Consider the following 12,343-nt stretch of genomic DNA (forward strand, 5'->3'; position numbering starts at 1 on the left):
GTCGGCGAGGCGCTCAAGGCGGAGGCCGACGGGCTCGTCAAGGTCACCGGCCTCTGGTCGCACCTCGCGTGCTCGCGGCCCGGCGGCGCCGGGCCGCGCGGGGGGAGATCGATCTGCGGCGGACGCTGCGCCGCTCGCTGTCGACCGGGGGCGTGCCGGTGCGTCCGGTGCTGCGGCGGCGCCCTCCCCGACGGCCGGAGCTGGTCCTGCTCTGTGACGTGTCGGGGTCGGTGGCCGGGTTCGCCCAGTTCACGATGTTGCTGGTGCAGGCCCTGCACGACCAGTTCAGCCGGGTGCGGGTGTTCGCCTTCGTCAACCGGGTGGACGAGGTGACGGGGCTGATCGCCCGGGGCGCGGCGGACCCCGCCGGACTCGGTGACCGCATCCTCGCGGAGGCGGAGCTGACCGGCTGGCACGGGCAGAGCGACTACGGGACGGCGCTCGGCGAGTTCGCCGACCGGTACGCGGAGGCCCTCGGCCCGCGCACGGTGGTCTTCGTCCTCGGGGACGCCCGCACCAACGGCTCCGACCCGAACCTCGCGGCGCTGCGGCGGATCGCCGACCGGGCCCGCCGGGTCCACTGGCTCAACCCCGAGCAGCCCTCGCTGTGGGGCACGGGCGACTCGGTGGCTCCGGCCTACGCCGGGCTCGTCGAGATGCGCCCGTGCCGTAACGCCCGTCAGCTCGGGGCGCTGATCGGCAGGCTGCTGCCGGTGTGAGGCACCGCGCGTGCTCGGTGAGGCGCTCGTGGGGCGCGGACCGTCGCCGCGGTGCGCGCCTTCCGGCCTCGGCCGGGGACTCGGCTGTACGGCGGGCGGCGCCGCGAACTAGCGTGACCCCCATGGAACTCTTGGGAGCGATCACCGCCGACCGTCCACTGCTCGTCCTCGCCGTCAAGGAGGAGGCGCAGTTCCTGGACACGGATCTGCCGGTGCTGCTGACCGGCATGGGCAAGGTGAACGCGGCGACCGCGCTCGCGTCCGTTCTCGGACGGGGTCCGCGACCGTCCGGGATCGTGAACCTGGGGACGGCCGGAGCGCTGCGGCCCGGTATGACCGGGACCCATGTGATCGGCACCGTGGTCCAGCACGATTTCGACGGCCGACTGCTCGCCACGCTGACGGGCGAGTCGTACGGCGCTCCGCTGACGCTGCCGGACGGCGGTGACACGGTGCTGGCCACCGGGGACACGTTCATCTCCGACGAGACCGCCCGCGCCCGCCTCGCGGAGCAGGCGGCCCTCGTCGACATGGAGGGGTACGCCCTCGCACACGCCGCCGGGATCGCGGGGGTGCCGCTGCGGATCGTGAAGCACGTCAGCGACGAGGCCGGGGAGGGTGCCGCGCGCACCTGGCGTGAGTCGGTCGCCGAGTGCGCGCGGGTCCTGGCCGACTGGGCGGAGGCGAACACCCCGTACCGCTCCTGAGCACGGGGCCTCGCACGGCCCGGTCAGCGGTGCTGGAAGTGGACCTCCGGGTTCGCCGGGGACGGGCCGTCGAGCACCGGGCGGGAGAGGCCGCGCAGGTGCTGGTCGAAGAAGGCGGCCACGTACGTCCGGGTGACGCCGACGGCGCGGTCGGCGGGCAGTTCGGGCTCGGGCAGGCCGAAGTGCCGTGAGATCACGGGCCCGTCGGAGAACGAGAAGTGGTCGGACCCGGCCACCGTGACCCAGCGCTTCCACCCGTCGAGCGCGGTCCACGTCGCGTCCCAGGTGGTGTCGATCCCCCCGGGCTGGTGCATGTCGTCGTGGGTCCCGAGCATCATGAACGGGCGGCCGCGCAGGCCCTCCGCGGGGAGCTGCTCCCAGAAGGAGCCGTCCATGTTGATCCCGGCGTCGATGCGCCGGTCGGCCACCATCGCGCTCGCCGCGCTCGCCCCGCCGATGGAATGGCCGGCCATGCCGATCCGGCGCTCGTCGATCACCTCGGAGTACCGCCAGACGGGCCGGGGCCCGGTGAGGCGGTCCAGGACGTACCTCATGTCGGCGGCGCGGGTCGAGGTGACCACGCTGCCGTGCACCCCGTCCTCGTCGAGTGCCTTGCAGGCGACGCAGGTGAGGGTACGGCCGCCGGGGAGGCTGATCCCGTACGACTCGTAGGCGTGGTCGACGGAGGCGACGACGTAGCCGCGGGAGGCGAGGTCCTCGGCGAGATGGGTGAGCGTCCAGCGGGAGACGCTGAAGCCCGGCGAGAGCAGCACGAGGGGGCGCCGGCCCGGCGCGGGGCGCGCGTCGGTCCTGCTGTGGGTGCGCGTTCGGGCGAGTACGTCACCGGAGACGCCGGGCCCGAGCTGTTCGGCGAGCAGCCTCGCCTCCTCCCGCGTGGCGTACGGGGCGGTCCGTCCGCGGCCGTCGCGCGCGGCCGGGTAGTGGAGCGTGACCATGAGCGCGCGTCCGTCGGCGCTCGGAACCCACGGGTCGGTGCGGGACCGGTCGACCAGCGGCAGGATCGTGCTGCCGATCGCGTACGGCCCGGTGGGCGCGGGCAGCGAGGCCCGGGTGACGCCCGGTGTGACGGCCGGGGCCGGGGCGGTGTCGCGCACGAGGGCGAGGGGCGAGCGCGGGGCGGATTCCCAGGCCGTCGTGGCGCCGGGAGCCGAGACCGCGGCCGGTCCGGGGGCGGCGGAGGCCGGGCCCGCCGTCGCGAGGGCGGCGGGTAAAGCGAGGGAGCAGGCGAGGAGAACGGCCGCTGCCGCTCTGGTGTTTCGGATCATGAGGTCACGCTAGGGGCGGGGAACGGTCGACGCGTCCCACTGCGGGCCAATGTTCCGTCCGACCAGCGAGGGATGCGCACGACGGCTCCGCGGTGGTGAAATGTCGCCGCTCCGGGCCTCCTTGCGCGCCCCGGGGGTCAACTCCCGTGCCCTCTGGGTCCGTCCGCCCGACCACCCCCCGGAACGGCCTTGACAGCGCCGAAGGCCGCCTGCCTAAGCTGAGGCTCCCTCCGGACACGGACGGGACCGGGCAGGACCTGCGGGGAGGCGGACGTGCGCGTAGCGATCGCGGCGCCGCGTGGCCCCCGGACCGGCCTCCGGGTGGCCCGGCTGTTCTGCCGGCGGCACGTCGACCTCTGCCGCACCTGCTCGGCCATCTGTCCTTCCTTCCGCGCCTGACCCCGCCCCGCGTGGGTCCGCGCTCCTGCCGACATCCCGCAGCGGCCCCGTGGGCCCGCCGCGCGCTCCTGTCTTCCGGAAGGACCTCCCATGCCCCGCCCCGCCCTGCGCCTGGCCGTCGAGATCGACGGTGACGGCGCCCATCCGGCCGCGTGGCGCCGTGCCGCGCACTCCCCCGGCGAGCTGCTGACCCCGCGTCGCCTCGCCCGGGTCGCGGCCGTCGCCGAGAACGCCGGGTACACCCTGGTCACCCTGGACGACTCGATCCTGCCGCCCGGCCGGGGCGCCGATCCGGTGGGCCGGATCGGCGCGGTGGAACGGGCCGCCTTCGTGGCGGCGTCCACGAGCGTCATCGGGGTGGCTCCGGTGCTCGCGACCACCTACGCCGAGCCGTTCCACGTCTCCTCGCAGCTCTCCTCGCTCGACCACGTCTCGGCGGGCCGGGCCGGCTGGGTGGTGGGGGTCGAGGACGACGCCGAGGCCGCCCGGGCGTGGGGACGGCCCCGGGTCGAGGGATCCGAGGCGCTGGCCCGCGAGGCCCGCGACGGACTCCGGGTCGTACGGGATCTGTGGGACTCCTGGGAGGACGACGCGGTCATCCGGTCGGTGTCCACCAGCCGCTACCTGGACCGGTCCCGGCTCCACTCCATCGACTTCACCGGTGAGACGTACTCGGTGAAGGGCCCCTCGATCGTGCCGCGCCCGCCGCAGGGGCGGCCGGTGGTCCTCGCCCGCCCCGGTCTCGTACCGGCCGAGCTGACCGATGTGGCGCTGGTCGGCGGTGGCACCGCGGCCGAGGTCGTGGACGCCGCCGCGGCCGCCACGGCCGACGGCGCGTCACCGCTCGCCTTCGCCGAGATCGAGGTGGCCCTCGACACCCCGCGCGAGACGGCGCGGGAACGGATCACCGACCTGGAGCGGTACGCCCCGTGGGCGCCCCGCCCGGACCGGCTGCGGTACACCGGCTCCCCGGCCGGTCTGGTGGAGCTCCTGGCGGAGCTGAGCGGGCGGGTCGACGGGGTGCGGCTGCGTCCGCTCGTGCTCGACGAGGACCTCGCCGTGCTCTCCCGGCTCGTGCTGCCCGAGCTGTTCGTCCGGCGGCTCGCGGCCCGGCCGCTGCCCGCCACCACCCTGCGCACCTCCCTGGGCCTGGCCCGGCCCCTCAGCCGCTTCACGACCGACGGCGCCGCCGCGCTCGTCCGGGAGGAGAACCGATGACCCGCACCGATCCGGCCGACGTTCCCCGCCCGGACGCCCAGCTGCACTTCGGGGTCTTCTTCCAGGGCGTCAACCACTGGACGATCTGGTCGGACCCGTCGAGCGGCTCCCAGATCGACCCGGCCTCCTTCCTCCGGGTGGCGCGGACCGCCGAGCGCGGGCTCTTCGACGCCTTCTTCCTCGGGGACGGTCTGCGGCTGCGCGAGTCGGAGGGCGGCATCCACGAACTGGACGTCGCGGGCCGCCCGGACTCGATCACCCAGCTGTCGGCGCTCGCCGCCGCGACCGACCGCATCGGGCTCGTCTCCACCTCCAACACCACCTACAACGAGCCGGTCGATCTCGCCCGGCGGCTCGCCGGTCTCGACCTCCTCTCGGGCGGCCGGGCCGGCTGGAACGTGGTGACCACCCACAACGCCTGGACCGGGGAGAACTTCCGGCGCGGCGGCTACCTCGACCACGCGGACCGCTACCACCGCGCCGAGGAGTTCCTGTCGCTCGCCCGCGCCGTCTGGAACAGCTGGGCGGAGGAGGCGGCGGCCGATTCCGCCGACGCACGCTCCTGGTCGGTGCCGGAGGCGGTGGGACGCGTACGGCACCGGGGCGCCCAGTTCGACGTCGACCTGGCCCCGACCCTGCCGCGCAGCGCCCAGGGGCATCCGGTGATCTTCCAGGCGGGCGACTCGGGGGACGGCCGCGAGTTCGGGGCGCGCAACGCCGACGTCATCTTCTCCGCGCACGGTACGGACTTCGACGACGCGCTCGCCTTCGCCGAGGACATCCGGCGCCGGCTGCGCGCGGCGGGCCGCGCCGAGGACGCGCTGCGGATCCTGCCGGGGACGGAGATCATCATCGGAGTGACCGAGAAGGAGGCGGAGGAGAAGGCCCGCTGGGTCCGCCTCTCCCAGGTCACGCCCGCGGTGGCGCTGGGCATCGCGAGCCGGCTGTGGGGCTTCGACCTGTCCGGGCGCGACGCCGACGGGCCGCTGCCCACCGAGGATCCGGTGGTCGCCCAGGACAAGGGGACGTTCGGGACCCGTTGGGTGGAGGATCCCCGGGCGGTCGTGGCCAGGTGGCGGGCGAAGGCCGAGGCCAACGGCTGGTCGCTGCGCGAGACGGTGATCGAGCTCGGTCCGCAGCAGCGCGGGCACGTGGGCACCCCGGGCGCGCTCGCCGAGAAGTTCGCCCGGTTCGTGCGGCACGGGGCCGTCGACGGCTTCAACGTCACGCCGTACCTGGTTCCGGACGGGCTCGACGACATCGTGGAGCTGCTCGTGCCGGAGCTCCAGGAGCGGGGCGTGTACCGGTCCGCGTACACGGGCACGACGCTGCGGGAGCACCTGGGGCTCCCCCCGGCGGTGTGACACGACGGCGGACGGGTGCGCGGCCTGGGGGGGGGGCCGCGCACCCGTCCGCCGTCCGCTCGCGGGAGGTCAGCCGAGCGGCAGTTCCAGGAAGGACGGCTCGCCCTCCGGGGAACCCACGACGGTCTGCGTCCAGGTGACGGACGCGTCGCCGTACAGCGGGTCCTTGCTGTCGACGACCAGCATCAGCCGGTGCCCGTCGGCGATGTCGTACGCGGCGGCCTGGAGGTTCCAGGTGACGGTGGTGTCCTGTTCGGGCGTCAGGCCGTACACGTTGAGCGGCTCGTGGCTGATGATCCGGGCCGTGTCGTCCTCGGACACGTCCAGGAGGTGGGCGTAGAGGCTGGCGGAGGTGGCGGTGGAGCGGACGGTGAGCCGCAGCCGCGGGATGCCGCGGACCCGGCGGCCGGCGGCCCCCTCCCCGGCCGCCCTCTCACCGGCCGCGCTCTCCCCGGCCGGCCTCTCGGCGTCGGGCGAGACCAGCGGATCGGTCGTCCAGGCGACCGCGTGCCTGCGGTCGATCTTCCGGGTGTCGTAGATCTTGGGATTGCCCGCCCACTCCGCCTGACCGGTCTTCATGATCGCGTCCATGGCCGTGGCCTCGGTGTCCACGCCCGCGAGGAACGCCCGCCGCCAGCCGGTCACCTCCACCTCGGGCGCCGCGCCGCCGGTCGGGACGAGCCGCCCGTCGGCGCCGCCCGCGCCGTCGCCGGTGAGGCCGAACACCTCCGTGTCGCGGGTGACCTCGCTCCAGTCCGGACTGGTCTCCCGGCGGGCGGGCGTGACGATCCGGTTCTCGCCCGTCGGCTCGCCGGTCCCCGGGTCCAGGACCGGTTCCGTCCCGTACGTGAACATCACCTGGTTGCAGACCTGCGGCCACTCCTCCACCCCGTTGCGCTCGCCCTTGAGGTGGTGGTCGAGCCAGGCGTACGCCTCCGCCATGGGGAGGTTGACCTCGCCGGGCGTGGCGGGCGGGCCGATGAGCGCGGGCCCCTCGGGCGCGGCGTGGTCGCCGATCCACAGGTTGAGCCGCTTGGGCACGTCGAGGCCGATGAAGGTCTCCAGGGTCTGGTTGACCGCGAAGAGGCTCTCGTGCCAGGTGTTGGAGAAGAAGGTGGGCGTGCCGTTGTCGTTGGTCAGGTGGAGGTACGACTCGGGCGCGCGGAGCCGGCCCCACTCGACGACGGTGTCCAGGTTCCGGTCGGCCTGGAAGTCGGCGAGGATCCGCTGGTTGTCCTCGTCGAACTTGGTCTCCACCGGCCCGCCGGTCAGGGCGAGGAGGGCCTTCACGGCCGCGAGGTGGCGGGTGTTGTGGTCGTACAGGCTGGTCGCGAGGTTGCCCCAGGTGCTGAGGGCCACGACGGCGGCGACCCGGTCGTCGTGGGCGGCGACCAGCTGGCTGATGCCGGAGCCGTAGGACTCGCCCATGAAGCCGATGACGCTCGGGGCGAAGCGGTCGACGGCGAAGTCGACGACGGCCGAGCCGTCGGCCCAGTCGTGGGGTCCCGCGACGTCGACGAAGCCGCTGGAGGTGGACGGCAGACCGGGGATGCCGAGGCCACGGGGGGTGTAGGCGAGGACGTGGTAGCCCTTGCGGGCGAGGACCAGGTACGACCAGAGGAACAGCGGCCAGCCGAAGGGGGTCCAGCCGGCCGGGACGACGACGAGCGGGTGCGGGCCCGGGCCGAGCTGGCGGAGGCTGAAGGCGGAGAGCTCGACGCCTTCGGCGGCCCCCTCGACGCGGTGGTAGGCGGGCAGCGCCAAACCGCGCACCTCCCGGACGACCGCGGCGAGTTCGGCGGGGAGCAGCGCGTCGGCGCGGTCGGTGGCGTCGGTGCTGTCGGTGCCGCCGGTCGTGCCGCTCAGGAGCGCGTTGGCGAGGGTCTGGCCGAGCCGGACGGCGCCGGGATCCACCGTTCCGTCGGCGGCCCAGAGGCCGCGTCCGGCGATCCTGGAGGTCTCGGCGGCGGTCAGCGCCGTCGTGACGTCCGGGAAGCCGGGGAAGTGTTCGGACGAGCCGGCGGTGAAGGGGTTCTCCTGGGGCACGTGCACCCGTTCCTCTCGACTGGACTGGTGACTGTCCGCGATGCGGACGGTCGCAAGCCTCACGTATCCGGGACGGAGCGACCAGAGCGCACGAAGAGCGCACGTGTCACACAACCGGGCAGGAACGACACAAGACGCCCCGAACTCGATGTTTGGTGACGACGAGGACGGTTCAGGTCAGCGGGCTTCGGGCGGAAAGACCACGAACAGGGCGGCCACGTCGTCGTCCAGGCCGTCGGCGCCGTAATCGGCCAGGTCCTTGTGCAGGAGCTCCGGAAGCTCCTTGGCCGGTTCCCGCGCCCAGCCGCGCAGGCGCAGTTCGAGCGGGTAGAAGGTGCCGGTCCGGTCGCGGGTCTCGCTGACGCCGTCGGTGTAGAGGAGCATCCGGTCCCCCGGGCCGAAGGGCACCTCCTCGATCCGGTGACGGGGGTCGCAGAGTCCCGCCAGGTTGACGGGGAGCGAGGGGTCGGCGAAGTGCACGGGCTCGACCGCGGAGCCGCGCTGGACGAGCGGGGCGGGATGGCCGCAGCTGAGGAGCCGTGCGACGTCCCTGCCGTCGGGGAGTTCCACCAGGACCACGGTGGCGAAGCGTTCGGCGGCGTCGGAGTCCGGGTCCCAGGCGCCGTAACGGGCGAGGCCCTCCTCCAGCCGGTCGGCCAACGCCGCCAGGTCCGGTGCGTCGACGACGGCGGCGCGGAAGGAACCGAGCAGGACGGAGGCGGTCTCGACGGCGCCGAGACCCTTGCCCTGGACGTCGCCGAGCATGATCCGCACGGCGCCCGGGACCCGTACGGCCTCGTAGAAGTCGCCGCCGATCCTGGCCTTGGCCGCGGCCGCCACGTACAGCAGCCGCAGGTCGAAGCGGCCGAGGTGGGCGGGGAGCGGGCGCAGCACGACCCGCTGCACCACCTCCGCGACAGCGGTCAGCTCCCTCAGGTCCTGCTCGTACCGGGTGCGGACGCGGCTGACCCAGGCCGCGACGGCGGTGACGCCGGCGAGTACGGCCTCGTTCGCGAGGAGTTCGGCAGCACCGACGTCACCCCGGCTCAGCAGCGCACGGGCGGCCATGGCGAGCAGCCCGATGCCGACCGTCCCGCGCACGCTCCACGTGACGGCGGCGAGCGCGGGTGCGGCGACGAGGAGCCGGTCGAAGCGTTCGCGGTCCGGGGTGATCAGATCGGCGACGACGCACAGGACCAGGATCAGGAAGGGCAGGGCGCGACCGAGGTTGAACTGGGTGCGTCTGGCTGTGCCGGGACGGCTCCGGTTGCCTGCGGGCATTTCATGATCGTACGCAGGCTCCGCGGTCGGGCCCGGGTGACGTCGTCCCCGGGCGTGTCCGTCCCCGGTCCGCCGCGCCGGGGAGGGCGAGCGCGGCCGGGACGGCGAGGGCGGCGATCACGGCGAGCGCGGGTACGGCGACGCCCGCGGCCGGAACGAATCCACCGAGCGGGACGAGGGCCAGCAGCAGCGTCGCGACGGCGACCCCGAGGGCGGGTCCGATGTTCATGACGGTCTGCTGAAGGCCACCGGCGACCCCCGCGTGTGCCTCGGGGGCCCGGTGCACGACGACCGACGTCGCCGTGACCATCACAACGACGAACCCGGCGCCGAGCAGAGCGGCGCTGACGCCGACGGGGGCCGGGCCGGCCGTCGCGTCGAGCCGCGAGAGGAGCAGCACCCCGAGGCCGAGGAGGAGGGCGCCCGTGGTCGCCGTGCGCCGGGGGCCGAAGCGGCGCTGGAGCGGCGGGCAGAGCGGCGCGCCGAGCACCATCAGGACGGCGAGCGGCAGCACCCGCAGCGCGCAGTCGAGGGGGTCGAGCCCCTGGACGTCCTGGAGGAAGTACGTCACCACGAAGAGCGAGCCGAAGAGGGCGGCCGAGGCGGCGAGGAGGACGGCCAGGCCCGCGACGACGGGGACGCTCCGCAGCAGCTCGGCGGGGAGGAGGGGGCGCGCGGCCCGGCGCTCGTGCCGGGCGAGGACGACCCCGGTGACGGCGGCCCCGGCGCAGGCGAGCAGTCCGGGCACCGCGCCGCCGGGCCGGGCCGCCTCGACGAGGCCGTGCACGAGCAGACCGAGCGCGGCGGCGAGCAGCAGGGCACCGACGGGATCGAGCGCGGAGAGGCCGGCCGGGGTGGGGCGGGGGGCGGTCGCCGCCGGCCGGCGGGGAGCGCTTGGCGCGGGCGCGTGCGACCGCGCCGGGGCGTGCGACCGCGCCGGGGCGTGCGACCGGCTCGGCGCGTCCGACCGGCTCGGGACGTGCGACCGCTTCGACGCGTCCGACCGGCTCGGGACATGCGACCGCATCGACGCGTCCGACCGGCTCGGGACATGCGACCGCATCGACGCGTCGGTCCGGATCGGCTCGTGGGATCTGTTTCCCTCGGCGGGCGCGGCCGGGCGCCGTGTCCCGCGCTCCCCGGCGGCCAGGGCGAGCAGGCCGATCGCGAGGGTCGGGGGTACGCCGAGGAGGAACACCGAGCGCCAGCCGTACGCCGAGACCAGCGCGCCGCCGATCAGCGGTCCGGCCGCCGCGGCGAGGCCGATCGCGGCGGTGCGCACGGCGATCGGGGTCCCCAGCCGCTCGGGCGGGTAGGCCGTCCGCAGCATGCCGAGGGTGGCGGGCTGGAGGAGCGCGCCGCACACGCCCTGGAGCACGCGGAGCGCGATCACGGCGCCGATGCCGGGCGCCAGGGCCATGCCTGCGGACGTGGCGGCGAAGCCGAGGGCGCCGACGGCGAAGACCCGGCGGTGGCCGTAGCGGTCGCCGAGCCGGCCGGCGAAGACCAGCAGGCTCGCGACCGCGACCAGGTAGCCGGTGCTGGTCCACTGCACCTGGCCGAGGCCGGCGTGCAGGTCGCGCTGGAGGGCGGGTTGGGCGACGGTGAGCACGGTGCCGTCGAGGGCGACGACGGCGGCGCCCACGACGCTGCACGCGAGGACGGGACCGCGCCGGGCGGTCACGGGGCGGGCGGTCACGGGGCGGGCTGCGCGGGGCCGAGGTGGGCGTCGAGCGCGGCAGCTAGCAGCGGGGCGGGGTCGTCTCCGCCGGTGGCGAGCCGGAGGCTGCCCCAGTGCCGGAGCTGGGCGATGCCGTGGAGGTTGGCCCAGAGCGTTCCCGCGACGACGACCGGGTCGGCGGTGGGGCGGACGAGGGCGACGAGCCCTGTGAGGCGGGCGAAGAGGGGCAGGCTCGTCTCTCGCAGCCCCAGGCGGCCGCTCTCCAGCAGGTCGTGCCGGAACATCAGCTCGTACATTCCGCGCCGGGTGCCGGCGTAGTCGAGGTAGACGCGGGCCAGGAGCGCGATCCGTTCGCGCGGTGCGGCGGTCTCCCGATCCTCGGCCGCGACGCGGGCGGCCAGTTCGACGAAGCCCTGGCGGGCGATGGCCGACAGGAGGTCGAGGTGGGTCGGGAAGTGGCGGCGGGGGGCTCCGTGGGAGACGCCGGCGCGGCGGGCGATCTCGCGCAGGGAGAGCGCCTGGGCACCCTCGGCGTCGACGAGCTCGACGCCGGCGCGGACGAGCCGGCCGCGCAGCCCGCCGCCGTCCTCACCGTGCGCGACTCCTTCGCCGTCCGCGTGCACGGGACCCTCGCCGTCCGCATGGGCGGCGCCTTCGTCGACTGCGTGGACGGCACCTTCGTCGGCTGCGTCAGGTCCTTGACGATCTTCTGCTTCCTCATGCATAGACACTGTCTACCAAGAGGAAGTAGACAGTGTCTACCCGAGCTCGCGCCCTGGTCGGCTACACTGAGGGGCAGCGAAGGGGAGTAGCCCTGCGAACCGGTCGTCGACATACTGGAACCCTCGGGTTCCCGGTGACCGGGTCCACGCACGACGTGGACGGGCGAGACCTTCGGCCAGGCATCAACCGCGTCCGTGCTTCCGTGGGCGCGGTCCGTCATGCCGGGCCGAGTGGTCCTCCCGTCGCCCACCGAGGCGCCGTGCCGAGTCCACGGGCCCGGACCGAGCAGAGAGCCCCGGTATGCACCTCGACCCCTTGGCGATCCTCACCGCCTTCGGGCTGATCTTCCTCGCCGAGCTTCCCGACAAGACGATGTTCGCGTCCCTCGCCATGGGCACGCGCATGCGTCCGCTGTACGTATGGATCGGCACCTCGACCGCCTTCCTGGCCCATGTCGCCATCGCCGTGGGAGCCGGCAGCCTGCTCGGGCTGCTCCCCGGCTGGTCCGTGAAGCTGGTCTCGGCCCTGCTGTTCGGCTTCGGCGCGTTCATGCTGCTGCGCGGCGGGGGCGACGACGACGAGGCCGACGAGGGAGGCCGGACCGTCACCGGCTTCCTCCCCGTCTTCTCGACCGCCTTCATGGCCGTCTTCATCAGCGAGTGGGGTGACCTCACCCAGATCACCACCGCCAACCTGGCCGCCACGAACGGCACCTGGTCGACGGCGATCGGCTCGCTCGCCGCCCTGATGAGCGTCTCCGCGCTCGCCCTGGTCGCGGGCCGGTTCATCGCGAAGCGCGTTCCGCTCAAGACCGTCCAGCGCATCGGCGGTGTCTGCATGCTGGGGCTCGCGATCTGGTCCCTGACGGAGGTCTTCACCGGCTGACGCCGTTACACCCTCTGACGGCGCACGCCCCCAC

At 74.5% G+C, this 12,343-nt stretch carries 10 protein-coding genes; 5 read left to right on the plus strand and 5 right to left on the minus strand.

Annotated elements, in window-relative coordinates:
- Both ABT129_RS23460 and ABT129_RS23465 read left to right on the plus strand, forming a co-directional pair.
- On the plus strand, window positions 1-719 hold a 719-nt coding region (locus ABT129_RS23460; RefSeq protein WP_351904822.1), incomplete at its 5' end, for a VWA domain-containing protein.
- Window positions 720-841: 122 nt separating this feature from the next.
- Complete coding sequence (locus ABT129_RS23465) at window positions 842-1,426, plus strand: nucleosidase (RefSeq protein ID WP_351904825.1); 585 nt, start codon at window positions 842-844, stop codon at window positions 1,424-1,426.
- A 23-nt stretch (window positions 1,427-1,449) separates the two neighbouring features.
- Here the strand turns inward: ABT129_RS23465 and ABT129_RS23470 are convergent, their stop codons facing one another.
- On the minus strand, window positions 1,450-2,712 hold the full coding sequence (locus ABT129_RS23470; RefSeq protein ID WP_351904828.1) for an alpha/beta hydrolase family protein: 1,263 nt from the start codon (window positions 2,710-2,712) through the stop codon (window positions 1,450-1,452).
- A gap of 489 nt (window positions 2,713-3,201) precedes the next feature.
- Between ABT129_RS23470 and ABT129_RS23475 the strand changes: the two genes are divergently transcribed.
- Window positions 3,202-4,329, plus strand: a complete 1,128-nt coding sequence (locus ABT129_RS23475) for an LLM class flavin-dependent oxidoreductase (RefSeq protein ID WP_351904831.1) — start codon at window positions 3,202-3,204, stop codon at window positions 4,327-4,329.
- On the plus strand, window positions 4,326-5,693 hold the full coding sequence (locus ABT129_RS23480; RefSeq protein ID WP_351904834.1) for an NtaA/DmoA family FMN-dependent monooxygenase: 1,368 nt from the start codon (window positions 4,326-4,328) through the stop codon (window positions 5,691-5,693). Before ABT129_RS23475 ends, ABT129_RS23480 begins: the two co-directional genes overlap by 4 nt.
- Window positions 5,694-5,762: 69 nt before the next feature.
- Here ABT129_RS23480 and ABT129_RS23485 read toward each other — a convergent pair whose 3' ends face one another.
- The 4 genes from ABT129_RS23485 to ABT129_RS23500 form a co-directional block, all read right to left on the minus strand.
- Entirely contained in the window at window positions 5,763-7,739 is a 1,977-nt protein-coding gene (locus ABT129_RS23485; RefSeq protein WP_351904837.1) for a CocE/NonD family hydrolase, read from the minus strand.
- Window positions 7,740-7,916: 177 nt separating this feature from the next.
- Entirely contained in the window at window positions 7,917-9,020 is a 1,104-nt protein-coding gene (locus ABT129_RS23490) for a PP2C family protein-serine/threonine phosphatase (protein ID WP_351904840.1), read from the minus strand.
- Window position 9,021: 1 nt separating this feature from the next.
- Complete coding sequence (locus ABT129_RS23495; RefSeq protein WP_351905061.1) at window positions 9,022-10,704, minus strand: MFS transporter; 1,683 nt, start codon at window positions 10,702-10,704, stop codon at window positions 9,022-9,024.
- Window positions 10,705-10,715: 11 nt separating this feature from the next.
- Complete coding sequence (locus tag ABT129_RS23500; protein WP_351904843.1) at window positions 10,716-11,324, minus strand: TetR/AcrR family transcriptional regulator; 609 nt, start codon at window positions 11,322-11,324, stop codon at window positions 10,716-10,718.
- 400 nt (window positions 11,325-11,724) lie between these two features.
- Between ABT129_RS23500 and ABT129_RS23505 the strand changes: the two genes are divergently transcribed.
- Entirely contained in the window at window positions 11,725-12,309 is a 585-nt protein-coding gene (locus ABT129_RS23505; RefSeq protein ID WP_351904846.1) for a TMEM165/GDT1 family protein, read from the plus strand.
- Window positions 12,310-12,343: the final 34 nt, after the last annotated feature.

Source organism: Streptomyces sp. NPDC002057, from assembly GCF_040296665.1.
GTDB lineage: Bacteria > Actinomycetota > Actinomycetes > Streptomycetales > Streptomycetaceae > Streptomyces.